The sequence below is a fragment of the Nitrospirota bacterium genome, from assembly GCA_035873375.1.
GTDB lineage: Bacteria > Nitrospirota > Thermodesulfovibrionia > Thermodesulfovibrionales > JdFR-85 > BMS3Bbin07.
On record JAYWMQ010000027.1, the window covers coordinates 59,676 to 82,835 of the forward strand.

Annotated in this window: 30 protein-coding genes; 8 read left to right on the forward strand and 22 right to left on the reverse strand. The window is 47.5% G+C overall.

The annotated features are described in order from the left end of the window. Nucleotides 1-95: 95 nt before the first annotated feature. The gene (locus tag VST71_06115) at nt 96-1,178 is read left to right on the forward strand and encodes a cytochrome c3 family protein (protein ID MEC4685287.1); all 1,083 of its coding nucleotides are present in this window, start codon (nt 96-98) and stop codon (nt 1,176-1,178) included. A 57-nt stretch (nt 1,179-1,235) separates the two neighbouring features. Continuing rightward, the gene (locus VST71_06120; protein MEC4685288.1) at nt 1,236-2,543 is read left to right on the forward strand and encodes a cytochrome c3 family protein; all 1,308 of its coding nucleotides are present in this window, start codon (nt 1,236-1,238) and stop codon (nt 2,541-2,543) included. 307 nt (nt 2,544-2,850) lie between these two features. On the opposite strand, the gene VST71_06125 is transcribed toward VST71_06120, so the two are convergent. From VST71_06125 to purB, 5 genes are all read right to left on the reverse strand, one after another. Continuing rightward, complete coding sequence (locus tag VST71_06125) at nt 2,851-3,132, reverse strand: DsrH/TusB family sulfur metabolism protein (GenBank protein MEC4685289.1); 282 nt, start codon at nt 3,130-3,132, stop codon at nt 2,851-2,853. A 37-nt stretch (nt 3,133-3,169) separates the two neighbouring features. Continuing rightward, nucleotides 3,170-3,514, reverse strand: a complete 345-nt coding sequence (locus VST71_06130; GenBank protein ID MEC4685290.1) for a DsrE family protein — start codon at nt 3,512-3,514, stop codon at nt 3,170-3,172. Between the two features lie 143 nt (nt 3,515-3,657). Next, the gene (locus VST71_06135; protein MEC4685291.1) at nt 3,658-3,876 is read right to left on the reverse strand and encodes a DsrE family protein; all 219 of its coding nucleotides are present in this window, start codon (nt 3,874-3,876) and stop codon (nt 3,658-3,660) included. 123 nt (nt 3,877-3,999) lie between these two features. After that, nucleotides 4,000-4,341, reverse strand: coding sequence for a metalloregulator ArsR/SmtB family transcription factor (locus tag VST71_06140; protein ID MEC4685292.1), 342 nt, complete (start codon nt 4,339-4,341; stop codon nt 4,000-4,002). Nucleotides 4,342-4,416: 75 nt separating this feature from the next. Further along, nucleotides 4,417-5,715, reverse strand: coding sequence for an adenylosuccinate lyase (gene purB, locus VST71_06145; protein ID MEC4685293.1), 1,299 nt, complete (start codon nt 5,713-5,715; stop codon nt 4,417-4,419). Nucleotides 5,716-5,868: 153 nt separating this feature from the next. On the opposite strand from purB, the gene VST71_06150 reads away from it, so the two are divergent. Continuing rightward, nucleotides 5,869-6,315 (forward strand): SH3 domain-containing protein, encoded by a 447-nt coding sequence (locus tag VST71_06150; protein MEC4685294.1) that lies wholly within the window; start codon nt 5,869-5,871, stop codon nt 6,313-6,315. A gap of 32 nt (nt 6,316-6,347) precedes the next feature. Here the strand turns inward: VST71_06150 and VST71_06155 are convergent, their stop codons facing one another. The 17 genes from VST71_06155 to VST71_06235 form a co-directional block, all read right to left on the reverse strand. Beyond that, the gene (locus tag VST71_06155) at nt 6,348-7,073 is read right to left on the reverse strand and encodes a metallophosphoesterase family protein (protein ID MEC4685295.1); all 726 of its coding nucleotides are present in this window, start codon (nt 7,071-7,073) and stop codon (nt 6,348-6,350) included. A gap of 2 nt (nt 7,074-7,075) precedes the next feature. Next, a complete protein-coding gene (gene nusB / locus VST71_06160; GenBank protein ID MEC4685296.1) occupies nt 7,076-7,492 on the reverse strand; it encodes a transcription antitermination factor NusB in 417 nt (138 codons plus the stop codon). Nucleotides 7,493-7,495: 3 nt separating this feature from the next. After that, complete coding sequence (gene ribE / locus VST71_06165; GenBank protein MEC4685297.1) at nt 7,496-7,957, reverse strand: 6,7-dimethyl-8-ribityllumazine synthase; 462 nt, start codon at nt 7,955-7,957, stop codon at nt 7,496-7,498. A 68-nt stretch (nt 7,958-8,025) separates the two neighbouring features. After that, nucleotides 8,026-9,243 carry a bifunctional 3,4-dihydroxy-2-butanone-4-phosphate synthase/GTP cyclohydrolase II gene (locus tag VST71_06170; protein ID MEC4685298.1) on the reverse strand — a complete coding sequence of 406 codons (1,218 nt, stop codon included), beginning with the start codon at nt 9,241-9,243 and terminating at the stop codon, nt 8,026-8,028. 42 nt (nt 9,244-9,285) lie between these two features. Further along, nucleotides 9,286-9,930 carry a riboflavin synthase gene (locus tag VST71_06175; protein MEC4685299.1) on the reverse strand — a complete coding sequence of 215 codons (645 nt, stop codon included), beginning with the start codon at nt 9,928-9,930 and terminating at the stop codon, nt 9,286-9,288. 2 nt (nt 9,931-9,932) lie between these two features. Continuing rightward, complete coding sequence (locus VST71_06180; protein ID MEC4685300.1) at nt 9,933-10,277, reverse strand: hypothetical protein; 345 nt, start codon at nt 10,275-10,277, stop codon at nt 9,933-9,935. After that, the gene (gene lepB / locus VST71_06185) at nt 10,274-10,885 is read right to left on the reverse strand and encodes a signal peptidase I (protein ID MEC4685301.1); all 612 of its coding nucleotides are present in this window, start codon (nt 10,883-10,885) and stop codon (nt 10,274-10,276) included. The genes VST71_06180 and lepB overlap by 4 nt, the downstream gene beginning before the upstream one ends. Then, entirely contained in the window at nt 10,882-12,672 is a 1,791-nt protein-coding gene (gene lepA, locus VST71_06190) for a translation elongation factor 4 (protein ID MEC4685302.1), read from the reverse strand. Before lepA ends, lepB begins: the two co-directional genes overlap by 4 nt. Then, nucleotides 12,672-13,601 (reverse strand): ROK family protein, encoded by a 930-nt coding sequence (locus tag VST71_06195; protein ID MEC4685303.1) that lies wholly within the window; start codon nt 13,599-13,601, stop codon nt 12,672-12,674. Before VST71_06195 ends, lepA begins: the two co-directional genes overlap by 1 nt. 169 nt (nt 13,602-13,770) lie before the next feature. Further along, nucleotides 13,771-14,145, reverse strand: coding sequence for a response regulator (locus tag VST71_06200; protein ID MEC4685304.1), 375 nt, complete (start codon nt 14,143-14,145; stop codon nt 13,771-13,773). Continuing rightward, nucleotides 14,142-14,693 (reverse strand): ATP-binding protein, encoded by a 552-nt coding sequence (locus tag VST71_06205; GenBank protein ID MEC4685305.1) that lies wholly within the window; start codon nt 14,691-14,693, stop codon nt 14,142-14,144. Before VST71_06205 ends, VST71_06200 begins: the two co-directional genes overlap by 4 nt. Nucleotide 14,694: 1 nt before the next feature. Then, complete coding sequence (locus tag VST71_06210) at nt 14,695-15,426, reverse strand: PHP domain-containing protein (GenBank protein ID MEC4685306.1); 732 nt, start codon at nt 15,424-15,426, stop codon at nt 14,695-14,697. Further along, nucleotides 15,404-15,754 carry a serine kinase gene (locus tag VST71_06215; protein MEC4685307.1) on the reverse strand — a complete coding sequence of 117 codons (351 nt, stop codon included), beginning with the start codon at nt 15,752-15,754 and terminating at the stop codon, nt 15,404-15,406. The genes VST71_06210 and VST71_06215 overlap by 23 nt, the downstream gene beginning before the upstream one ends. After that, entirely contained in the window at nt 15,751-16,176 is a 426-nt protein-coding gene (locus tag VST71_06220; protein MEC4685308.1) for an ATP-binding protein, read from the reverse strand. Before VST71_06220 ends, VST71_06215 begins: the two co-directional genes overlap by 4 nt. Before the next feature lie 76 nt (nt 16,177-16,252). Beyond that, the gene (locus VST71_06225; protein MEC4685309.1) at nt 16,253-16,600 is read right to left on the reverse strand and encodes a DRTGG domain-containing protein; all 348 of its coding nucleotides are present in this window, start codon (nt 16,598-16,600) and stop codon (nt 16,253-16,255) included. Then, entirely contained in the window at nt 16,597-17,988 is a 1,392-nt protein-coding gene (locus VST71_06230) for a sigma-54 dependent transcriptional regulator (GenBank protein ID MEC4685310.1), read from the reverse strand. Before VST71_06230 ends, VST71_06225 begins: the two co-directional genes overlap by 4 nt. Before the next feature lie 102 nt (nt 17,989-18,090). Beyond that, nucleotides 18,091-19,770, reverse strand: a complete 1,680-nt coding sequence (locus tag VST71_06235) for an ATP-binding protein (GenBank protein MEC4685311.1) — start codon at nt 19,768-19,770, stop codon at nt 18,091-18,093. A gap of 228 nt (nt 19,771-19,998) precedes the next feature. Here VST71_06235 and ndhC point away from each other — a divergent pair, with 228 nt between their 5' ends. Genes ndhC through nuoE form a run of 5 tightly spaced genes read left to right on the forward strand, consistent with a single transcriptional unit; the run spans nt 19,999 to nt 23,100 of the window. Then, nucleotides 19,999-20,355, forward strand: coding sequence for an NADH-quinone oxidoreductase subunit A (ndhC, locus tag VST71_06240; GenBank protein ID MEC4685312.1), 357 nt, complete (start codon nt 19,999-20,001; stop codon nt 20,353-20,355). A gap of 36 nt (nt 20,356-20,391) precedes the next feature. Further along, nucleotides 20,392-20,889, forward strand: coding sequence for an NADH-quinone oxidoreductase subunit B family protein (locus tag VST71_06245; protein ID MEC4685313.1), 498 nt, complete (start codon nt 20,392-20,394; stop codon nt 20,887-20,889). Continuing rightward, a complete protein-coding gene (locus tag VST71_06250; GenBank protein ID MEC4685314.1) occupies nt 20,871-21,404 on the forward strand; it encodes an NADH-quinone oxidoreductase subunit C in 534 nt (177 codons plus the stop codon). The genes VST71_06245 and VST71_06250 overlap by 19 nt, the downstream gene beginning before the upstream one ends. Continuing rightward, nucleotides 21,392-22,588, forward strand: a complete 1,197-nt coding sequence (gene nuoD, locus VST71_06255; GenBank protein ID MEC4685315.1) for an NADH dehydrogenase (quinone) subunit D — start codon at nt 21,392-21,394, stop codon at nt 22,586-22,588. Before VST71_06250 ends, nuoD begins: the two co-directional genes overlap by 13 nt. A gap of 56 nt (nt 22,589-22,644) precedes the next feature. Beyond that, a complete protein-coding gene (gene nuoE / locus VST71_06260; GenBank protein ID MEC4685316.1) occupies nt 22,645-23,100 on the forward strand; it encodes an NADH-quinone oxidoreductase subunit NuoE in 456 nt (151 codons plus the stop codon). Nucleotides 23,101-23,160 lie beyond the last annotated feature (60 nt).

Below are 23,160 nucleotides of genomic sequence, written 5' to 3' on the forward strand. Positions count from 1 at the left end.
TACAGAGAGGCAGAATATTGCCCTGCAATCTTTATACCGTGAGTATTGTGGTATAGCTATTGCATGTAATATTTCAGGAGTGTTTTGCAAAACCAATGAAAAAAGGGAACCATACACTAATTTGCCTTACTATTTTGCTGGTGCTGATACTGGTTGGCGGAGTGCGGGCAGAGGTTAGCGGTGTATGCAGTAACTGTCACACCATGCACAACAGCCAGGGAGGTGTTCCGATGAACTATGACAGTTCTGTCACCCCCAACCGGAGACTGCTCCGCGGGGATTGTATAGGTTGTCATGCACAGAATCGCAGCACTAATATCTTCAACACTATTCCCCAGGTCTACCATTCTGATCCTACAGACCTTGCAGGAGGGAATTTTTCGTATGTTTTACTTGCTGACTCGAGCGGACATAATGTCCAGGGCATAGTGACCTCGGCGGATGTCATACTCGGCAATACACCCCCCGGATATAACAGCACCTATGATCCCTCCTTAACAGGGTTCAGTACTGTTAGCCGTCTGGTGTGTGCAGGGTCTAACGGCTGTCACGGTAACAGGGATTCATCCGATGAGTGGGCCGCAGTCAGCGGGGGACATCACGGTGATGACTCAATACTCAAGTACGGCGCCGGTTTTACACTGACCGGGCAGGGGGCCGATGTGCCCACCAGTTACAGGTTCCTATACAAGATAAAGGGTGCTGAGGATAGTGACTGGCAGGATACTTGGAGTACTACTGACCACAACGAATACCTGGCTGAAGTCTATGCAACAAGGGGCACGACGGATTCATGGGCAAATATGAAGGGCACTATCAGTGAGCTCTGCTCTGAATGTCATTCCACGTTCCATCTGGGTGGCAGCAGTGGAATCGGTTCTGCTTCACCGTGGCTGAGGCACCCGACAGATGTGATAATCCCGAATTCAGGAGAGTTTGTCTCCATGTCGACTACCTATACGGCTACAGTGCCGGTTGGAAGACCGGCGGCATCACTGACAAGCGGGTTGACCGCTGCAATAGGGACAGTTGCCGCCGGGACCGACAGGGTCATGTGTCTCTCCTGTCACAGGGCCCATGGCTCTCCCTACTACAAGATGCTGAGGTGGAACTACAAGAGCACCATTCTTCCGACAGCCCTGTATGGGTGTAACGTTTGCCATACATCCAGGAACTAAAGTCATTAATGACACGGTCGTTGCGTGTAGTAAATAGCCAATCCGGAGGTTAGAGAGTTGAGACGTGGAAAAAAAAGAATATTAATCCTGTTGGTTGTCCTACTTGTTTCAGTGGTCTTTCTGTATATTGGCCAGGCAGGTGCCGGTCCCTACCTTGATTCAGCCCACGGGAACAGCAACTATGGGGTCAAACGCTCTGCTGCCGGATTTCCCACTGATTATCCCAGGGGTCTCTGTGCCCAATGCCATGAGCAGCATGCAAGTATTGGCGGGTCAGAGCCGGCCCCTACCGGTGGACCTGATAGCTTTATGCTGTTTGATACAAACTATACAAGCCAGACAGCTGATTTTTGCTTTGACTGCCATACTGATGCGGGTTCTTATCAGACGGGGGGCAGTATTATAAACCGTTGTTACAGTTTTCGGGCGGGTGGCTGGACTGCTGATACCCTTAACGATATCCTTGAGGCATTTTCCTTTACCTCTTCCGGCACTTCGCACAATCTTGATGATATAAGCACTTTTATTACCGGCAGATGGAGTTACACGTCTGATTCAAATCCCTGTGTTGCCTGCCATAATCCGCACTCTGCCCAGGGAGATCCCCCTAATGCGCCCAATAGCGCCAAGAGCACCAGTACAAGGGGCTGGCCTGTATCGCGTCCGAGCCTGCACAGCAGGGATAATAATGCCTGGGGACTCTGGGGGGATGGAGTTGGTGAAAAGATGAGCGACTATGTTGGTGCATTAACATATCAGGCTCCCTACCGGTATGGTTCCACTACAAGTTTTGAGCCTGATGGGTCCACCACACAGGATGGCTCTAACCTTACGGATTTTGTCTCTTTCTGTACGGACTGTCATAATACGACAAACTCGATCTACAGTACAACACTTGGAGGACCCCTGGCGACCATTGACTGGGTTACTGCAGGTGGGGATTCTTCCTTGTCCGGTGACAAGCATGGAAAGAATAATGCAACAGTAGGCATTGATATAAACCCTCCATTTTCAAATTCAAATTCTGGCAATTATGTGCTTTCCTGTACTGATTGCCATGAACCTCATGGCTCACCCAATGACTATTTGATAAGAAGAGAGGTGAACGGGGGCGTCCTTGCCGGAACAGTCAATAGCGGAACTAAAAGTTTCGGGTACCTCTGCAGACAGTGTCACTTTGATGATACGAGTTATAACGGAAGGGTCAATTTCTGGGAATATATTCACCACAAAAGTGCTGATTCTCCATATGTACAGAACCGATGCCGTAATTGTCACGGAAGCGGGGGGAATCCACCCCCTCCCATAAGGTGTTCTATCTGCCATTACCATGGCTCAAGTGCAGCTAACAGGCGTACATTTTAGCCGTCACCTCTGAGAAGAAAAATATTGTTTATTTTCAAAAGGGCTGGAGTAAGCTAAGGCAAGGGTCATGACACCCCGGCATGTAGAAGGTAAATCAGGTGTTTCAGGTGTTAAAAAAGGCTGCTGTCCGATGGTAACGGACAGCAGCTTAGGGGAGGTAACGAGGCGCTCATGCAGATATTTTTATCATAATTTTAAGGTTTTGTCAAGTAAAAAATGTAAGGTCAGGTAGTAATTATAAGTTTAGGGATATGAAGCCTGGCTGGTTTTTCCCCGGGGATTGCTGTTTCAGGTACAAATGTTGTGCTTAAAATGCACCAATTGCCTTATCTTCACCTGTCATCATATCGATGAGTTCATCCCATCCGATTATCTTCAGTCCCCTCTCGATGTCATCTTCCTGAAGTCCCCTGAGCTGAAGGTCTTCCTTTACAGCGTAAGCCGTGCCGCAGAAGCCCTCGAGTCTCTCGATCTGAGCGAAATAGACAGCGTTTTGAATCAGGCAGATATCTGCAGCCATGTCTCTCGCAAGCTTAATCCCCCTTTTACCTTCCGGGGTATCAGGTGCACTTTTTATAATCACAAGCATTTTAAAAACCTCCTTTATTAATCGTTCCAACCCTGGATTAAAAAATCATTGTTGTGTCTGACTCTTTCACGAGTTCTGCAATTTCAGAGCTGCTTGTAATAATAACACCCTCTTCAATCTCGTCAGCCTCAAGATGTGAGTCCTTTAAAGAAAGCTTGTCGGCATATACATCAACGCCCATATCAATACAGTCTCTGATTCCTTCCCCTGCGTTCATATATTCGGTGCCGGATGTGTCCTGATTTCTGCGTGCTGCGTTGACCCCTCCGTCCACAAGGATGAGCTTGACAGCAATATCCTCGGTTACCCCTCCAAGGGCATGACGAATGGCCTCAGAGGCGTCGACAGTACCGTAGGGCGGCCTTCTCAAGATTATGCTCATGTTTCCCATGCCTCCTCCTATATCCCGAAGTTTAAAAATACCGGGTTGGTCTTTACCACATCAAAGAGCCCTTTTAGAGAACTCATCTCTCCGCCTTCAACGGAATCTTCAGCCGCAAGACCGCGGCCCTGCATGCAGCCCGTTCATATATCCACCTTGAGTCCCCTGCCCACAAGTTCCTCCATTACAGAGAGAGACTGTGGCAGTTGTCCTTTTACTATGGAGAATACCCCGTCCCCTGATGCAATCAGCCTCACCTTATGCCCCTTTTTCAGTGCGGCATCTGCGAGTCTGAAGATAGTATGGGTGTTTTCAAAGCTGTACGGTGTGGTGGAGAGAAACATGACTATCTCTTTTTGCATTTAGTCCTCCTGTATAAATGGTCATTCCGAGTGAACAGGCTGTGTCACAATTCTGAAAAAACGCATATGATGTCATTCTGAATTCATTTCAGAATCTCGTAGTTTCAACGTGTTACGTTATGCTTATCTTCTCCTTTCTCCCGGATACTTTCCTTTTTTCGTAACAGGGCAGCATGCGGGCGCAGGGAGTGATCCGGGGTAGTCCTTTTCAAGCAGTTTCAGGATATCCGGAATTACCGGGTCAACAAGGAAGTAGCACCTCAGTCTTCCATCCATATAATAGTCAATAATTCCGTGATTCCTGAGTAACGAGAGGTGTTGTGATATATTGGGCTGACTTATCTCTAAAAACTCCTCAAAATCGCTCACACACTTAACCCCCTTTGTGAGCTCCTCAAGTATCCTGATCCTTGCCGGATGGGCTATAACCCTCAATAGCTCTGCTCTCTGCCCCAGTGACCGCATGTATCCTCCTATACATTCAAATATTATTATATTTTTATGTTCCTGTCAAGTAAAAAATTGTTTCCTTAATGTGAGTTATGCATTTTCAAAGACACGTTTGAATATATAATCCACATTTCTCAGGTAATATGAAAGGTCGAACAGTGTGTCGAGTTCCTCAGCGGACAAGTGTCCTGTTACATCAGGGTCCTGCTTGAGAAGGGTTTGAAAATCCCTTTCCTCCTTCCAGCTCTTCATTGCATTACGCTGTACGAGGGCATAGGCTTCCTCACGGCTGAGTCCCTTTTCAGTGAGGGCGAGCATAACACGCTGTGAATTGTAGAGGCCAAAGCTCCGCATCATGTTTGTCTTCATCCTTTCGGGATAGAGCTGAAGGCCCTCAAGTATGCCCTTCAGCCTGTTTAGCATGTAGTCAACAAGGATTGTGCTGTCAGGTATTATTACCCTCTCAACCGAGGAGTGCGATATATCCCTCTCATGCCACAGTGGTATGTTTTCAAGGGCTGCCATGGAATTGGCCCTTACAATGCGGGCAAGGCCCGAGAGGTTTTCACTGCCTACGGGGTTTCGTTTATGTGGCATTGCAGAGGAGCCTTTCTGTCCCACTGCAAAGGGCTCTTCAGCCTCCAGGACCTCTGTCCTCTGGAGGTGCCGTATCTCTACCGCTATCTTTTCAATGCAGGCGGCCACAATGGCAAGGGTGGAGAGATACTCGGCATGCCTGTCCCTTTGAACAACCTGTGTGGCAACAGGCTCTGGTTTTAACCCAAGCATTGAAAGGACCATCTCTTCAATCTGAGGCGGGATGTTGGAGAATGTTCCCACAGCCCCTGAGAGCTTGCCGGCAGAGATTACATTTTTGGCCCTTTCCATCCTTTCGAGGTTACGCTTCATATCCTCATGCCAGAGGGCGAATTTGAGACCAAAGGTCATTGGTTCCGCATGAATACCATGACTGCGGCCCATGCAGGGAGTGTCCTTGTGCCTGTATGCCTGCTCTTTAAGGACGCCAAGGAGTGTCTCGATATCATTGATAATAATATCTGCTGCATCACGCATCAGCAGGGCAAGGGCTGTGTCAAGTATATCCGACGATGTCAGCCCCTTATGAATATAGCGGGCCTCAGGCCCTACATGCTCTGACACTGAGGTAAGAAAGGCGATTACATCATGTTTGACAGTGGCCTCTATTTCATCGATCCTCTCTGTATCAAATCCGGCCTTCTCCTTGATGACCTTAAGGGCGTCCTGAGGGATGTCCCCCATCTCTGCCCATGCCTCGCAGGCGGCTATCTCCACCTCAAGCCATTTCCTGTATTTGCTCTCGAGTGTCCAGATATTCTCCATTTCCTTACGCGTGTATCGTGGTATCATTGTTTCCTTTCCTCCATCATGCGACTCTGTTTTTTTGTGAAAACGGAGCCTATATTTTACAGGTTGTGTGCAGTGTTTGACAAACCGGGATGAGGAGTGAGAAAATAAGGGCTTGATATTAGTATGTGCTCTGAGTATATAATTAACATTGTAATGAAAAAGATACTGTTATATGGATTGCTTGTCCCGTTGATATTTCTTTTTAACGGTTATGCCTTTGCATTGTGTGTTAACGTGCCTGAGGCCAACCTGAGAGGCGGCCCCGGGACCAGGTATGAAAAGAGGTGGCTTGTCTTCAAATACACGGCCCTGAAGAAGATAGCCAAAAGAAAAGGATGGTATAAGGTTCAGGATGTTGATGGCGATCTGCACTGGATTCATGGGAAACTGGTTACCTCTAAAATCAAATGTGCAGTGGTAAAGGTAGATAAGGCGAACGTCAGAAGCGGGCCGGGAACAAGGTTTAAAAAGAGCGCTATGAGTCCGGCTATAAAATACGATTCGTTTAAGGTGATCAAGAGAAAGGGTGCATGGGTGAAGGTTTTGGATGAATTCGGTGATAAGGGATGGATACACAAAAAATTGTTGTGGATTCAGTAAAGTTACCGTGTGCTTAGCACGGTTCAGGGTGCTCAGATCCCCTTCTCCAGCCTCTCTATCAGGAATTTGGGCAGTCCGGCTTCTCTCATCTTCCTTTGGGTCTCTCTGAAGTTGTAGTCAACACGGATTATTTCCACTTCCCCTGCATTCAGGACTGCATAAGCAGCCCTTGGATCCCTGTCCCTTGGCTGTCCGACACTGCCTGCATTAATTATATACCGTGCAGCCTCTGAGAAGGTTACCCTGTCTTTGTAAAGGATGAGCTCACCTGAGGGGCGTTTTTCCATTATAAATGGGGTATGACTATGACCTATCAGGCATATCTTTTGTTCAAAGTACCGGAAATTAACCCCTGCATCATTGAGTGTAACTATGTAACGCCATGCATCCGGTTCTTTTGGTGTGGAGTGAACGAGACAGAGATTATCCTTTTCCATCACCTTCAGTATGTCCAGTTTTCCAAGAAATTCAAGGTGTTCCTCTGTTATATGCTCTATTGTCCACTGTACTGCGGTCCTGGCATTTTCATTAAAGCGTTCTAACGGCGTATCCCCGGTAACAGCACGGTCATGATTTCCTGCAAGAAGGACCAGACACTCTTTTTTAAGCAGCTCAATGCATTCATTCGGATTGGGTCCATATCCGACTGCATCGCCCAGGAACAGGATGTTTTTAATGTCCCTCTTCCTGATGTCCTCAATTACCGCATACAGTGCCTCGAGGTTGGAGTGGACATCCGAGATTACAGCATACAGCATCTTCAGTGCATCCTCTTCTTCAGTTTCTTTGCTATCCTGTCCAGCAGGCCATTGATAAAAGAAGAAGATTCTTTGGCTGAAAACTTTTTTGCGATCTCTATGGCCTCATTCAGTGTAACGGCAGCAGGGACATCGTTTTTGTAAAGAAGTTCGTATGTGGCAAACCTCAGTATATTCCTGTCAACTGCAGCCATCCTCTTCATCTCCCAGTGTTCAGCTACAGACTTTATTAATGAATCTATGTGGGCAAGATTTTTGAGGGTGCCGCGGACAAGTTCCTCAGTGAATGCCTTTACATCATCAGGTGCAGGATTTTCCTTCCAGAAGGCCTCAAAATTCAATCTGTCAGGAGTGTCTTTTGTCAGGTCACATTGATATAATATCTGCAGGGCATATTCCCTTGCCTTTCTTCTTTTCATAATCTATATTTTCTTCATCAGATCAGCCATCTCCAGGGCTGTCATTGCAGCATCCCAGCCTTTGTTGCCGGCCTTTGAACCTGCACGTTCAATGGCCTGCTCAATTGTATCTGATGTTATTACCCCAAATGAAACAGGGACTCCTGTCTCCATGCTGGCAACGGCAATACCCTTGGATGCCTCGGCAGCTACATAGTCGAAATGAGGAGTCGAGCCCCTTATAATAGTGCCGAGGGCTATAATTGCATCATAAGTGCCCTTTTGTGCCAGCTTCTTTACTATAATTGGTAGCTCAAATGCACCGGGTACCCGCACCAGGTCAATATCCTTCTCTGATGTGCCGTGTCTCTTCAGTGCATCAATGGCGCCTTCCGTCAGTTTGCTGGTGATAAAATCATTAAAACGGCTTGTTATAATACAAAATTTCAGGCCCTTGCCAATTAGTTCACCTTCGTAAATATTCATAAAAAACCTCCCTTTGAGATTGACGATTTAAAGAATAAGTAAGTTTATTTAACAGTCACCAGTCATTATCATACTTTTTCCAGCAGGTGGCCGAGTTTTTTCTTTTTTGTCTTCAGGTAGGCACGGTTCTTTTCTCCCGGTTTAATCTCAACAGGTATACGTTCAACCACCTGCAGGCCATAGCCCTCAAGCCCCACTATCTTGCGTGGATTGTTTGTCATCAGTCTGATCTTCTTCACACCTGTATCAACGAGTATCTGTGCGCCTATTCCATAATCTCGCAGATCCGGCTTAAAGCCGAGCCTTATATTTGCCTCAACAGTGTCAAGCCCCTCATCCTGCAGGACATACGCACGGAGTTTGTTGGCGAGTCCTATCCCCCGGCCTTCCTGTCTCATATAAAGTATAACCCCTTTGCCGGCCTCTTCCACTATCTTCATGGCCGAATGGAGCTGGTCTCCGCAATCACACCTTTTTGAACCAAATACATCGCCTGTGAGGCACTCGGAGTGGACCCTTACGAGTGTCGGTTCTTCAGGAGTTATGTCTCCTTTTACAAGGGCAAGGTGCACATTGCTGTCAACCATGTTTTCATATACAATCGCCTTGAAATCTCCACCGTAGGATGTAGGGAGTTTTACCTCCGCGACCCTTTTTACGAGAGTTTCCTTGCGCATGCGGTGTTCAATTAGGTCTTTGACGGTTATGATCTTCAGCTTATGTTTGCCGGCAAACTCCATTAACTGCGGCACCCGTGCCATTGTGCCGTCCTCATCCATTATTTCACAGATGACCCCCGCAGGGTAAACTCCGGCGAGCCGGGCAAGGTCTACTGAACCCTCTGTCTGCCCTGCCCTCTGCAGCACCCCTCCGGGCCTGGACCTGAGGGGGAAAATATGTCCCGGTTTGACGATGTCTTCAGGCCCTGACTTCGGGTTAATGGCTGTAAGGATTGTGGTTGCCCTGTCATGGGCTGAAATGCCGGTAGTTACCCCCCGCTTGGCCTCAATGGATACGGTGAAGGCCGTTCCATAGGGAGATGAGTTTGCATTGGTCATCATGGGGAGCTGAAGCTCATCTATCCTCTCCGGGGTCAGACTGAGGCATATCAGACCCCTGCCATGCTTTGCCATAAAGTTTATAGTCTCCGGGGTCACCTTTTCTGCTGCTATGCAGAGGTCCCCTTCGTTTTCCCTGTCCTCGTCGTCAACAAGGATGATGATCTTTCCCTGCCTGATATCTTCAATGGCCTCTTCTATTGTGTTGAATTTGTACTTGCTTCTCATCCTGCCTCCTTTATTTGTTCATGTTATCTCTTATTGTCTTCTTTAAAGAAATCCGGATTTGCCCAGAATTGATAAAAGTTTATCATCCTTCTCTTCCGTGGTGACGTTTAGAAATTTAGCCACATACTTGCCCAGTATATCGACTTCAAGGTTAACAGTGTCATTAACCCCCTTCTGTGCTATTGTGGTGATGTTTTCAGTATGAGGTATGATTACCACAGTAAAAGAGTCCCTTTCAATATCCACAACAGTGAGGCTAATGCCATCTATTGCAATGGAGCCTTTTTTTACAATGTATTTCGTTACCTCTTCAGGAGCCCCTATCTCGACCTTTACAGTGTCACCAATACGGTGTTTGTGTTTAATTCTGCCCACCCCGTCAATATGACCGGTCACAAAATGTCCGCCAAGCCTGTCCGATGGCCTGAGGGCAGGCTCAAGGTTAACGCGGTCTCCTTTTTTAAGCATGCCGATATTGGAGGTATTTAATGTTTCCGCTGAGAGGTCAAACAGCATAATTCCGTGCTGCAGGGATGTAATCGTAAGGCATACACCATTGACGGAGATGCTGTCACCTATATCAGCAGTCTTTGCAACCTTTTTGGAGAGTATGCCAAGGTGGGCAATCCTGCCCTTTTTATCAATCCCTGAAACTGTTCCCATCTCCTGTACAATCCCTGTAAACATATCTACTCCTTAACATCAACTTCAAAGTCAAGCGGTACCTGATAGTATCCGGCAAGGTCTACCACTTCAGACCAGGATGTGGATATCCTTACCTGTCTATTCGTGACAACCACGTATATGTCTGAGGGTTTGACCGGTATATTCAGGGAACGGGCTTCCTCATAGACCAGGTCTCTGTAACGCTCAGGACCTCTATAACTGAGCCTTGCTATGGCCCTGGCCTCGGATTTTAAGGTAAAATAACGATAGTACGGCATGGTAAACTGATATCCGATATAAACAGAAACGATGAGAAGGATAATACATAAAACCGGTTTTATACTTCCTCTTTCATTTCTGATATTCATTTGACTAATCTCCCTATCCTGTTTAGCCTGGGAAGATGCCGGTTGCTGTCCCAGGACCAGTATATAATAAATGCCTTTCCTTTGACAGCATTGAGGTCAACGAAACCCCAGTACCTGCTGTCATAACTTTGGTCACGGTTATCTCCCATCACAAAGAGCTTGCCATTTGGGACATACAGGGGGCCGAAATTGTCTCTTACATCCATGCCGATGGACCTGATGTCATTGTCAGTGTGCTGGATGTATGGTTCGTTAAGGGGTTTGCCGTTTACATAAACTATTTTGTTTCTCCCCTCAACCACGTCTCCTCCGACTCCGATAACCCTCTTTATAAAATCCCTGTCAGGGTCTTTGGGGTATTTAAATACCACTACATCGTCCCGCCGGGGCTCCCTGAATACCAGTATTTTTTTATCTGTAAAGGGTATCTCTGTGCCGTAAATGAATTTGCTGACCAATATATGGTCACCAACAAGGAGCGTGGGAATCATTGAGCCTGAAGGTATTTTAAATGCCTGTACAACATAGGCCCTGATGATGAGTGCAAGTAAAAGGGCGGTTATTATTGCCTCGGCATACTCACGTATTATTCCCTTTTTTTTCTTCATTCCTTTACCCTCAACACGGCAAGAAATGCCTCCTGTGGAACCTCTATCCTTCCAACCTGTTTCATCCTCTTCTTGCCCTCCTTCTGTTTTTCCAGTAATTTCCTCTTTCTGGAGATGTCACCACCATAGCACTTTGCAATCACGTCCTTCCTGAGGGCCTTGACACTCTCTCTGGCGATTATCTTGCTTCCTATGGCAGCCTGTATAACCACCTCAAAGAGTTGTCTCGGGATGACCTTTCTCAGTCTTTCAGCCACCTCTCTTGCCTTGTAGTAGGCGTTTTCCCGATGCATTATCAGACTCAGGGCATCTACCGGTTCGCCATTCAGCAATATGTCCAGCTTGATCAGGTCTGATTCCCTGTAGCCAACAAACTCATAATCAAGGGATGCATATCCCTTTGAGAGGGATTTCAGCCTGTCATAGAAGTCCCACAATATTTCGCTCAACGGTAATTCGTAGACAATCTTCAATCTGTTTGCACTTATATAAGAGAGGTCCTTCTGTATCCCCCGTTTTTCCTGACAGAGGGTGAGTATATTCCCCACAAAATCCTGTGGCACAAAAATGGTTGCATTTACATAGGGTTCCTCTATCTTAAGGGGCCTCTCCGGCATTCCTGAAGGGTTATCAATAAGGGACAGGTTTCCGTCCTGGTCGGTTACCCTGTAGACCACTGTCGGAGCTGTACTTATTATAGAGAGATTAAACTCCCTCTCGAGTCTCTCCTTGATTATCTCCATATGGAGCAGCCCGAGGAAGCCGCACCTGAAACCAAAGCCAAGGGCCACCGAGCTTTCAGGCTCAAAGTTGAAGGATGCATCATTAAGCCTCAGCTTCTCAAGGGCCTCTCTCAGTAACTCGTATTTTGATGACTCCACCGGATAGAATCCGCAAAAGACCATTGGCTTTACATCCTTGTATCCCGGGCAGCGTTTGGCGGCAGGTCTTGATGCATCCGTGATGGTGTCCCCTATATTTGTATCCTGAACATCCTTTATGCCGGCAACAATGTAACCAACCTCGCCAGCCGAGAGACTGCCGGTTTTCTTTACCACCGGTGTGAATATTCCCACATCTGCAACCTCAAATTCCTTTTTCGAGGACATGAGCCTGATCCTCATTCCGGGACGTACGGTTCCTTCAAAGACCCTTACAAGCACTATAACACCCCTGTAGCTGTCAAACCAGGAATCAAACATGAGGGCCTTAAGCGGCGCAGAAACATCTCCTGTTGGGGGAGGGATTTTCTTCACTATGGTCTCAAGTATCTCCTCTGTGCCACTGCCCTGCTTTGCAGAGGCAAGTATTACTTCGGAGCAATCAAGCCCCACTACGTTCTCTACCTGCTCTTTCACCCGTTCAGGGTCAGCCTGCGGTAGATCGATCTTGTTGATGACGGGGATTAATTCAAGGTCGTTTTCAATGGCAAGATAGGCATTTGCCAGAGTCTGTGCCTCCACCCCCTGAGAGGCGTCAACCACAAGGAGCGCCCCCTCACAGGAGGCAAGGCTGCGGGAGACTTCATAGGAGAAATCCACGTGTCCGGGTGTATCTATGAGATTGAGAATATAGGTTTCACCGTCTTTTGCCCTGTAGGATAGCCTTACGGCATGGGCCTTGATGGTTATGCCCCTCTCTTTTTCAAGGTCCATGGAGTCCAGAACCTGCTCCGACATCTCCCTTTCCGTAAGGGCACCTGTGAATTCAAGTAACCTGTCGGCAAGTGTGGATTTGCCGTGGTCGATGTGTGCTATTATTGAAAAATTTCTGATATGTTTAGTCATTAGCTCTTGGTTTTATCGAATACCAGGCAGGCTGACCCGATCACCCCGGCATCGTCTTTCAGTAGTGATGGAAGTATTTTTGTGGACCCGTATAGTTCGGGGAAAGCCCTTTTTGATGCCTCTTTGATTGCCGTCTCTACGTATATATTCCAGGCACCGATAAGTCCCCCTGCAAGGATGACGGCTTCAGGGCTGAAGATGTTGATTGCACTGGCAATTCCTACGCCGAGGTATCTTCCGGCCGTCTTCAGTGTTTCCCTTGCCAGGTTGTCTCCTTCAAGGGCATAGCTGTAAATATCTTCAGGGGAGATTTTGTATGCGTTTCCCTCACAGCAGCCCTTCATCAGGCTTTCAGTCCCGTTTTCAATCAACTCAACCGCCCTTTCTGTCATCGCCCTGGCAGATGCATAGGACTCAAGGCACCCATTGTTTCCACAAAGGCATCTAACCCCTTCTGCCTCTATGCTGATGTGTCCGAGCTCGGCGGCAATATCCAGCAGGTGTCCGTCATAAATAACACCGCCGCCTATGCCTGTGCCCAGCGTGAAGAGGACAAAGGACTTAAATTCTTTGCCGGCTCCAGCCCATTTTTCACCCAGCGCTGCTGCATTGGCATCGTTTTCGATATAAACGGGCAGGGAAAATCTCTCTCTGATGCCGTCTATAAAGCCTATTCCTTCAACGGAGGGGAGGTTTGGAGACCGTTTTACAATCCCCTTCTCTCTCTCGATAACACCCGCCACACCAATCCCTATTCCCGCTACATCGTCTGAGTAAAACCTGTCGATAGCAGAGACGAGTGAATCAAAGATATTCCCGGTGGATGCGGTTTTGACCCGCTCCACTATCTCTCCTTCCCTGTTCACCAGTGCGACCCTCAGATTGGTTCCGCCTATGTCTGCGCCTATGGCATATCTTTTATGTTTCATCTGCTTTCAACGTCAGGATGAATTTTGCGGGCATCCTGTCTTAACAGGTTCTGCCTTAAATCTCCCTGAGTGTCCCCCTGTCTTGTAAAATGGTTGTAGTTGTATGCATATAACTTATTATTTTAACACAGTTTAACCATGAGCTGCAAAATAGAGCTGAAAATTAATCTTAGAAGCCTTTGTTCTGTTTTGCCTTTGTGACCACCTTCAATATGTCTTCCGGTGTGAAGGGTTTTTCGACATATTCAAAGGCCCCTAATTTTATTGCCTCAACCGCCGTGCTTATTGTTCCGTAACCCGTGATGATTATCACCTGGATATCCGGCCAGCGCTCCTTTATGATCTTTAATACTTCAAGCCCATCCATATCGGGCATTTTAAGGTCTGTCAGGACTACATCAAAGTGTTCATTTTCAAGCAATTTTATCGCCTCATCTCCACGTGAAGTCGCCACTACATCATAGCCTTCCGGCGTTAACACCCTCTGGCAACTTATCCTGACTATAGCCTCGTCATCTATTACAAGAACCCTCCCCTTGCTCATCTTTTTCCTCCTTTCCTCAGGTCTCCTATCCCTTCGGATATATCTTTCCTCAGTGCAGAGAGTACCCCCGGATAATTTATGGGCACCTCATCGAGTTGTCTCTTGATCTCTGCGGTATTGAGCATATATTCATTATTGTCGATCCTGTATTTGAATATCAGGTCAATATCAGGGTTTCCGGCAATAAGTGCCATTATTGTAGATGTTAGGTCACCCAGGGGTTTTCTGTCAACGTGACTCAGGGAGAAGAAGGCCTGAAGGGTGGTTCCCTTTCCAACTTCAGAATGAACAGTGATGTTGCCGCCAGCCTCACGGGCCGACTGTGCGAGCAGGGGGATGCCAAGCCCTGTCTTTTTCCCTTTTGTGGTAAAGAAGGGGTCTGCTAAACTCTTCAGTGTCTCTGTATCCATGCCCCTGCCGTTGTCTTTTATGGTCAGTCTGAGGGTGTCGCCTCTTGTATCTTCTTCAACCGATATAACTATCCTGTTTGCCCCGGCATCAATTGAGTTCAGGGCAATGTCGAGTATATGCATGGAGATGTCCTGCATTTCAGAACCTTACCTCCCTGCCCTCCTTTCCTGACAAGGCAAGGACAATCTCCTCAAATGAGGCATCTTTCATTATAAACTCTGTAGCAGCACGGCCGATGTCCGATACATGATGGGCATCAGATGAGGTGATCCAGGGATACCTGTCATATATGCCAAACATTTTTAAGGCCCTCTGCCTTTCTGTTCTGAAAGATATCTCGAGTGCATCAAACTTCAGGGAATCATGGATAAAGCCCAGTTGAGTCAGGATACTGAATGCCTCCCTGTCAATGTGGCAGGCAACTGTGATGCCTCCAATGTCATGGATGATGTTGATGGCCTCTTTGACTCCGAGCCCCGTGGCATCCATAAGTACCCGGTCATTAAACCTGATGACCTCGTCCTCTTCGTTGACAACGACCTGTTCATAAAGTATACGTTTGTTGCCGGTCAGAGGGAGGTCATTGTAGGCAATCTCCTGAAGTCTCATGACGGACTCCATGTCAGGAAAGAGGGCCAGGATATGGACCTCTTCAACGGTTGTCAGTTCCATGCCCGGAATGACCGTTATCTCACCGTTCGCCTTTATGGCAGACGGTATGTTTTCTGCAGTGTTATGATCAGTGATTGCAATGATGTCCAACCCCTCTTCAATGGCTCTTGATACCACCCTCGCGGGGGTCATGTCAAGCTCGGCGCATGGAGACAGGCAGGTGTGAATATGGAGGTCAGCCCTGTAAGTTCTGAACATTTAGAATCTGGTATAGCTTGCCTGCAGTTTCAAAAGCTGACTTGCCGGTAAGCAGTATGGGGATATCTTCTGAAACCGCCTTGTCCATGGTATCGGCATCCGGCATCCGGCCGTTGACTATTACTATTGCTGAGAGATTTTTGAAGACTGCTACAGCTACAATATTAACGTGTGTCTGAAGTGTTATCCAGATGTTTCCCTCCCCGGCGTTTGCCATCACATCACTCAGGAGGTCTCCCACATAGGCACCGCTTACCTCACGTTCATGCCCCACGGCAGGGGTGAGAGGTCTAAGGGACAGTATCTCAGCTATTTCTTTCAGTTTCATCGTTTGATTATCATCTCAACTGTAGTGCCCTCACCGACAACAGAGTCTATTCTGAAGATGTCGGCGTTTTTTTTCATGTTCGGCAGTCCCATGCCTGCACCCCACCCCATCTCTCTTACCCAGTCCGGTGCAGTAGAATAGCCCTCCTGCATTGCCAGTTCAATATCCTCAATTCCGGGACCCATGTCCTGTGCAATTATCCGTATCTCTTCCGGTGATATAATGTACCTGAGTATGCCTGCAGTGGCATATATCATAATGTTCATTTCTGCCTCAAATGTGGCAATGGCAACCCTCCTGACAAATTCATCTTCAACCCCGGCGTTTAACAGGATGGTCTTGAGCTCAGTGGATGCCTCACCAGCATGGCTGAAGTCTCCGCCTACAATATGAAAACTGCCTTCATAGGTTTTGTCTGTCATAACCTTTATCTGACAACAGACTGCCCCTTACTTTTCTCACCATGAAGGGGGGGCATGTAAATATGTACCTGTTTTTTCATTCAGGACAACACCTGAGTCCCTTTTCATATAGTTTACCACAGGCAGTAAACATTGAGTAGGGTGTGATAAGAAGGGTGATCTTCTTCTTTCGAGCGAGTTCAATTGTATGTGTGTCCGGTTCTTTTCCCCTTGTGAAGACAACGACCTTTATGTCGGCAATGTCGGATGTCCTTATTGCCTGCTGCTTTGCAAGGCCTGTGATAAGTACGGAGTTCCCCCTTGAATAGTACAGGACGTCACTCATGAGGTCAGTTGCACATGCCCACTCGATTTCAGCCTCGTAATCCCGCGAGTTGGTTATTATAACCGCATCGAGGAGCCGGATAATCTCTTTCAATCTCATTTTGGTCTTGGAATCCCGTGTTTTTTTATAAGGGCATGGAAGTTTGACCTCTGCATTCCAACGTCACTTGCCGCCCTTGATATATTCCATTCGTTTCTCTTCAGTGCCTCTGCAATGAAGACCCTCTCCACTTCCTCAGTGGACTTTTCCCTGAGGTCTTTTTTTATCTCTTTCAGCTCTTCGATACTCCGGGGAATCTGCTCAGTTTTCGAAAGCGTGAGGAAGCTGAGGGTTTCTGGCTTGATGGTATCGTTGTCCGCAAGGAGTATTGCCCTCTGGATCGTATTTTCCAGTTCACGTATATTGCCCGGCCATCTGCAGGAGCTGAGAATCCTCATGGCCTCCGCTGAGATGCTCTTAACATCTTTTCCTAATTCGTCAGAATATTTCTTCAGGAAGTGATATGCAAGGAGGGGGATATCTTCCCTCCTCTCCCTCAGTGGGGGGACATGAATGGGAAAGATGTCAAGCCTGTAAAAGAGGTCTTCCCTGAAAGTGCCCGCCTTTACCATGGCAGAAAGGTCTTTATTTGTTGCGGTTATGAACCTTGTATCAACCTTGGAGGCCTTTTTGTCTCCAACAGGCCTGTATTCTTTTTCCTGCAGTACCCTGAGCAGTTTTGACTGGAGTGACAGCGGCATGTTTCCGATCTCATCAAGGAAGAGGGTTCCCCCCTCAGCCTCTTCTATCAGGCCCTTCTTGTCAGTAACAGCACCTGTAAAAGCCCCCCTTTTATGTCCAAAGAGTTCAGACTCTATTAACTCGCCAGCCAGGGTTCCGCAATCTATGACCACAAAAGACTTCTCCCTGCGAGGGCTGTTATAGTGGATGGCCCTTGCAACGAGTTCCTTTCCTGTCCCGCTCTCCCCGGTAATCAGTACCGTGCTTGCAGTGGGGGCCACAGTGCCAATCAGTCTGAAGACCTTCTCCATTGCCTTTGAGGTTCCAACTATGTTTTTTATGTATTGAGCAGAGAGTTCTTTTTTGAGGCGTATATTTTCTTCTCTGAGTCTCTTTCTCTCAATGGCCCTTCCGGCAAGGGATACCAGCTCTTCCGGCCTGAAAGGCTTTTCTACATAATCATAGGCGCCTAACTTCATTGCCTCCACAGCAGTAGAGACAGTTCCGTAACCGGTCATGAGTATCACCTCTGTGTCCGGATAGACTTCCTTTATCTCCTTGAGAAGCTCTATCCCGCTTGCATCAGGCAGCTTGAGGTCTGAGAGTACCAGGTCAAAAGTCGTTACTTCCATAAGCTTCAGTGCGCTCCCGGCATTTTCTGCCTCTGAAACCCTGTATCCCTGGGGCTGCAGAAGCTTTCTGCAGCTTGCCCTTACGATCTCTTCGTCATCGACTATGAGTACCCTTGCCTTGTTTTTTAATTGCATCCGTCAACAGGACCTGTCCGTCCGTTATTTTTCAGATTAAGATTCTCCTCCCCTTTAGTCGATGGAGAGAGTTCAGGGATTCAATTGTAATAGCGTATTTGTTTATTGCAATTCTTTTGGAGATGATCCCTGAATTTTATCGGTATCCGCTTCCCTTGTTGGCCTGGGCAGTCTTATAAAGAAACTGGTGCCCTTGCCGAGGGTGCTCTCTACCTTGATATGTCCGCCATGTTTTCTTACTATGCCATGAGTTACAGCGAGCCCGAGGCCTGTACCTTTTCCTACCGGTTTAGTGGTAAAAAAAGGTTCGAATAGCTTGCTCATATGCTCTTCAGGTATTCCTGGGCCTGTATCAGTGAACTCTATCTCGATGAATTCCTTTCCATCTTCGGTTATCAGTCTCGTTGCTATGGTGATTTGTCCCCTGTCGTTCATGGCGTCGGCAGCATTGATGAGAAGGTTCATAAAGACCTGTTGAAGCTGCGAGGCGTCACCTACAATGCGCGGCAGGTCATGGGAGAGGTCGGTGATGATCTTTATATTATGAAATTTAGCCTGATTCTGGATGATCTCAAGGGTATGTCTGATGGTGTTATTTATATCAATATCCGCGCGCTCCGCAGGAATGGCCCTTGAAAAACCAAGAAGGCCTTTTATTATCTTTGAGCAACGCTCTGCCTGCTCTATGATCACCTCAAGGTCTTCCCTGTCCATCCTGTTTTCAGGGGGCGTCCTCTTGAGCATCAGGTGTGCAAAGGTTACAATCCCGGTGAGGGGGCTGTTAATCTCATGTGCAACACCTGCTGCCATGCGTCCAAGTGAGGCAAGCTTTTCAGTGTGTATAAGCTGTTCCTGTCCCCGCCTGATCTCCTCGGTCTTTTTCGCAACTTCGGCCTCGAGTTCTTTTGCCCAGTTCTCCAGCTTCTGCCTGGCATTTCTCAGCTCCCGTGTCATGGAGTTAAAGGTCTCGGCAAGCATCCCCAGCTCGTCACGTGTCTTTATATCCACCCTGTGGTTGAGGTCTCCCTTTGAGACGCGTTGCATCCCTTCTGCCAGGAGCTGGAGGGGATTTATCAGTATCTTCCAGAGTATGATGCAGAGCACTATACAGAAGAAGAAGGTGAAGATGATCCCGAAGGTAATGGTCTCTATTTTCTGTTTCCTGAGGGTGCTGTCAATGCCGGAGAGGGAATAATCTGTTTCCAGAATTCCGAGAATCTTCTTGTCGGCCGTGTGGTAATGGCATGAGGCAGTGTAGCAGCTTTTCTGATTAACAATGGGACGCAGGAACCTCAATACCCGTCCGTGGTCATCCTTTATGATTGTCCACATACTGTTGTCCTGCATCTTCAGTGTTTCATGCGGCTTGTCGGGATTTGTGTGGCAGAGCCTGCAGGAGGAATTGATATCAATCTTCTTTCCGATCATTTTCCTGTCACTTGAGAAGCGAACCTCTCCCTGAAGATTGTAGATCTTGATGTTCTTGACATCTTCTGATGAACCAATGGTCTCGATAGTATCCTGAATGGTTCCAATCTGGCGGGTATGCATATTTATAAATATGCTCTTCTCTATCATTGCGGTGTATGCTGCTGTATGGCGTATGGAGTTGTTGAGGAATTCCTGCTCCCCGCGTATGATTATCATGTACCAGAAGATTGAACTCCCTGTTAATACGAGGATACCGATGGCAACTATCAACTTCAGGCTTAAGGAGTGGCGGGATTTCTTTGCGATCAGGTCCTTGAGGAAGTTAATTTTCCCCTTGAAATCAAAAACCATTTTCAGCCCCTTGCAGAAGTGCAGAAGTTATGTAAGTGCTTCAATAGTTACACTATTTTACACTTTACATTTAAACTCTACTATAAACCGGAACTGAAAATCCAGTTCCGGGATTTTAATATAAAGTGAAGTCGTAGCTTTGGCTTTCTGTCAAGGTAGAACTTTAATTTTTTTTATTGACAAAGCCATCTTTTTTATTGTATATATGTACCCATGCCAGGAAGCTATTTGCCATCAAGCTACCTACCCGTACTGATTTTTCTTGTCATCTCCCTTGCCTTCGGACTCGGTGCCCTTATTATGGGCAGTATGTTCAGATTAAAGAGACCTTATGAAGAGAAACTCATGCCATATGAATCGGGGATTACACCTGTTGGTGAACCCCGGTACAGGTTCTCTGTCAGGTTTTATGTGATAGCCATGCTCTTTGTTGTGTTTGATGTGGAGGTCATTTTTCTCTATCCCTGGGCTGTTGTTTTTGACAAGCTTGGTCTATTTGCATTTATAGAGATGATTATCTTTATCTTTGTGCTCCTTGTGGGCTATGTGTATGCATGGAGAAAAGAGGCGTTTACGTGGGAATAAGGAGTCTTTTCGATGATAATTGATACTGCAGCCACAATGGTGGAGGTTGAAGAAGGGGTTAAGATAATTCCCGGTGCCAATACCATTATCACCACTATGGACAAGCTCATCAACTGGGGGAGGGTCTCTTCACTCTGGCCCGTCACTTTTGGGCTTGCCTGCTGTGCCATTGAGATGATGACCGCCGGTTCAAGTCATTATGACGTTGACCGTCTTGGCATGATCTTCAGGGGGTCTCCGAGGCAGGCAGACCTTCTTATAGTTGCAGGAACCGTTACCAAAAAGATGGCACCGGTTGTCAGGAGGATTTACGACCAGATGCCGGAGCCGAGGTATGTGATATCCATGGGGAGCTGTGCATGTACGGGTGGTATCTTCCGTTCCTACAGCACTGTTCAGGGTTGTGACAGCTTCCTTCCTGTGGATGTATATGTGCCTGGCTGTCCACCAAGACCCGAGGCACTTATGTACGGAATTGGAAAGTTGCAGGAAAAGATCAGAAAGGAGTATTTCCGTTGGAGCCGCTGGAGATAACCGAGAGGATTAAAGAGAGATTTCCTGATGAAGTTCTGGATGTCATTGAGTTCAGGGAACAGCTCGCCGTGGTGATAAAAAAGGAGAGAATTGTTGAGCTCTGCCGCTGGCTGCATGATGAGCCTGATCTTGGATTTGACTACCTTAAAGACATCTGCGGAGTGGACTATCTCGGTAAGAAACCCGTGAGGTTTGAGGTCGTTTATACATTATACTCACTGAGACACCGGCACATGCTGAGGCTGAAGGCCGCGGTTAGTGAGGATGCGGCTTATATTGACAGTGTGGTGCCTGTCTGGATTGGCGCCAACTGGCATGAGAGGGAGTGTTACGACATGTACGGCATAAGGTTTAATGGTCATCCTGATCTCAGCAGGGTTTTGATGCCTGAGGACTGGGAGGGCCATCCACTCAGGAAGGACTATCCTGAAGGGGGGCCTGAGAGGGAGTGGCAGGGCTTTCAGGAGGTTCTTGACAAGGCTCAGAAGCTTAAGGAGTTTTCGTGGAAGGGATAGAGAAGCCGCTTCAGACTAAAGAGCTTACCGTCAGTATGGGCCCCCAGCACCCATCCACTCACGGTGTTCTCAGACTCGTCCTCGAACTTGATGGAGAGACTGTCGTTAAATGTACCCCCCATGTGGGTTATCTTCACCGCGGGGTTGAAAAACTTGCCGAGGGAATGACCTACCTGCAGGCATTGCCGTTGTCGGACAGGCTTGATTATATATCTTCAATGTCCAATAATGTTGGCTACTGTCTTGCAGTGGAAAGGCTTTTCGGGATCGAGGCACCTGACAGGGCAAAATTTATCAGGACAATAGTCTGCGAGATGACCCGTATCAGCAGCCATATCATATGGGTTGCCACCCATGCCCTTGACCTTGGTGCAATGACCGTATTTTTATACTCTTTCAGGGAGAGGGAGTGGTTGCTTGACCTCTTTGAGATGCTCTGCGGTGCAAGGCTGACAGTGAGTTATCCGAGGATCGGAGGGGTCAGAAACGATGTCTCCCAGGAGTTCCTCGACAGCCTCTATAAATTTACCGACGAGTTTCCAAAGAGGATTGAGGAGTATGAGACCCTTATTGACAAGAACCGTATCTGGCTTGGAAGGACAAAGGGTATAGGAGTGATCTCGGCTGAGGAGGCAATAAACTGGGGTCTCAGCGGGCCGGTACTCAGGGGATCCGGAGTTGATTATGATATAAGAAAACGTTTCCCTTATGATGCCTACGACAGGGTGGACTTTGATGTGCCATTGGGCAGGAACGGGGATGTATATGATAGATACCGCTGCAGGATGGAGGAGCTGAGACAGTCCGTCAGGATAATCAGACAGTGTATTGAGAGACTGCCGCGTGGCCCTGTAATGACCCCTGACGCACCTAAGTTCACGTTGCCGCCAAAAGAGAGGGTTCTGGCGGATATGGAATCATTGATACACCACTTTGTACTGATAACAAAGGGGCCCATGGCTGCCCCGGAAGGTGAGATATACGTTGCCACCGAGGTTCCAAAGGGTGAGCTTGGTTTCTATATTGTAAGTGATGGTACAGGAAAGCCTTACAGAATGAGGGTAAGGGCCCCTTCCTTTGTCCATGTCTCGTTACTTCCGAGGCTCTGTGAGGGGGGGCTGGTGGCTGATGTTGTAGCCAATATAGGCACAATCGATATAGTGCTTGGAGAATGTGACAGGTAACAATATAAAAAGCTGAAAATCAGGAAAACTAACATATTCAGGAAAACTAACATATCATGGATATTTTTGAAGAGATAAGAGCTTTAACAGAGAAATACCCCGACCGGAGGGGTGCCCTGCTCCCTGCACTCTATGTTGCACAGGAAGATGCGGGCTGGCTGAGCCAGGAGGCACTCGACAGGGTCTCCAATGCCCTGAACCTGCCGCAGGCCACTGTAAAGGGGGTTGCAACCTTTTATTCCATGTATAAACACCGGCCCATGGGGCGTCATCTTATACAGTTATGCACAAATGTTGCCTGCATGATTATGGGAGCGGAAAGCCTTGTGGACTTCCTGAAGGGTAAATATGGACTTGAACCCGGAGGCACGACCGTGGACGGAAGGTTTTCACTGGTAATAATGGAGTGCATAGGAGCCTGTGACAGGGCCCCTGCAATGCTTGTGGATACGGACTTTCACTCTGACCTTACAGAGGACAATATAGTGGAGATGCTTGAGGAGTATAAATAAAACTTGAATTATCTGGTCACGGGAAATCTGTAGCAAGTATTTTTGTTTAGTAATCAATCA

Bases quoted from the DNA above. Each gene is read 5' to 3' on its own strand.
- VST71_06115 (MEC4685287.1), top strand. From the start codon at position 96: ATGAAAAAAGGGAACCATACACTAATTTGCCTTACTATTTTGCTGGTG.
- VST71_06125 (MEC4685289.1), bottom strand. From the start codon at position 3,132: ATGCTTGTGATTATAAAAAGTGCACCTGATACCCCGGAAGGTAAAAGG.
- VST71_06130 (MEC4685290.1), bottom strand. From the start codon at position 3,514: ATGAGCATAATCTTGAGAAGGCCGCCCTACGGTACTGTCGACGCCTCT.
- VST71_06135 (MEC4685291.1), bottom strand. From the start codon at position 3,876: ATGCAAAAAGAGATAGTCATGTTTCTCTCCACCACACCGTACAGCTTT.
- VST71_06140 (MEC4685292.1), bottom strand. From the start codon at position 4,341: ATGCGGTCACTGGGGCAGAGAGCAGAGCTATTGAGGGTTATAGCCCAT.
- purB (MEC4685293.1), bottom strand. From the start codon at position 5,715: ATGATACCACGATACACGCGTAAGGAAATGGAGAATATCTGGACACTC.
- VST71_06150 (MEC4685294.1), top strand. From the start codon at position 5,869: ATGAAAAAGATACTGTTATATGGATTGCTTGTCCCGTTGATATTTCTT.
- VST71_06155 (MEC4685295.1), bottom strand. From the start codon at position 7,073: ATGCTGTATGCTGTAATCTCGGATGTCCACTCCAACCTCGAGGCACTG.
- nusB (MEC4685296.1), bottom strand. From the start codon at position 7,492: ATGAAAAGAAGAAAGGCAAGGGAATATGCCCTGCAGATATTATATCAA.
- ribE (MEC4685297.1), bottom strand. From the start codon at position 7,957: ATGAATATTTACGAAGGTGAACTAATTGGCAAGGGCCTGAAATTTTGT.
- VST71_06170 (MEC4685298.1), bottom strand. From the start codon at position 9,243: ATGAGAAGCAAGTACAAATTCAACACAATAGAAGAGGCCATTGAAGAT.
- VST71_06175 (MEC4685299.1), bottom strand. From the start codon at position 9,930: ATGTTTACAGGGATTGTACAGGAGATGGGAACAGTTTCAGGGATTGAT.
- VST71_06180 (MEC4685300.1), bottom strand. From the start codon at position 10,277: ATGAATATCAGAAATGAAAGAGGAAGTATAAAACCGGTTTTATGTATT.
- lepB (MEC4685301.1), bottom strand. From the start codon at position 10,885: ATGAAGAAAAAAAAGGGAATAATACGTGAGTATGCCGAGGCAATAATA.
- lepA (MEC4685302.1), bottom strand. From the start codon at position 12,672: ATGACTAAACATATCAGAAATTTTTCAATAATAGCACACATCGACCAC.
- VST71_06195 (MEC4685303.1), bottom strand. From the start codon at position 13,601: ATGAAACATAAAAGATATGCCATAGGCGCAGACATAGGCGGAACCAAT.
- VST71_06200 (MEC4685304.1), bottom strand. From the start codon at position 14,145: ATGAGCAAGGGGAGGGTTCTTGTAATAGATGACGAGGCTATAGTCAGG.
- VST71_06205 (MEC4685305.1), bottom strand. From the start codon at position 14,693: ATGCAGGACATCTCCATGCATATACTCGACATTGCCCTGAACTCAATT.
- VST71_06210 (MEC4685306.1), bottom strand. From the start codon at position 15,426: ATGTTCAGAACTTACAGGGCTGACCTCCATATTCACACCTGCCTGTCT.
- VST71_06215 (MEC4685307.1), bottom strand. From the start codon at position 15,754: ATGAAACTGAAAGAAATAGCTGAGATACTGTCCCTTAGACCTCTCACC.
- VST71_06220 (MEC4685308.1), bottom strand. From the start codon at position 16,176: ATGACAGACAAAACCTATGAAGGCAGTTTTCATATTGTAGGCGGAGAC.
- VST71_06225 (MEC4685309.1), bottom strand. From the start codon at position 16,600: ATGAGATTGAAAGAGATTATCCGGCTCCTCGATGCGGTTATAATAACC.
- VST71_06230 (MEC4685310.1), bottom strand. From the start codon at position 17,988: ATGCAATTAAAAAACAAGGCAAGGGTACTCATAGTCGATGACGAAGAG.
- VST71_06235 (MEC4685311.1), bottom strand. From the start codon at position 19,770: ATGGTTTTTGATTTCAAGGGGAAAATTAACTTCCTCAAGGACCTGATC.
- VST71_06245 (MEC4685313.1), top strand. From the start codon at position 20,392: ATGGTGGAGGTTGAAGAAGGGGTTAAGATAATTCCCGGTGCCAATACC.
- nuoE (MEC4685316.1), top strand. From the start codon at position 22,645: ATGGATATTTTTGAAGAGATAAGAGCTTTAACAGAGAAATACCCCGAC.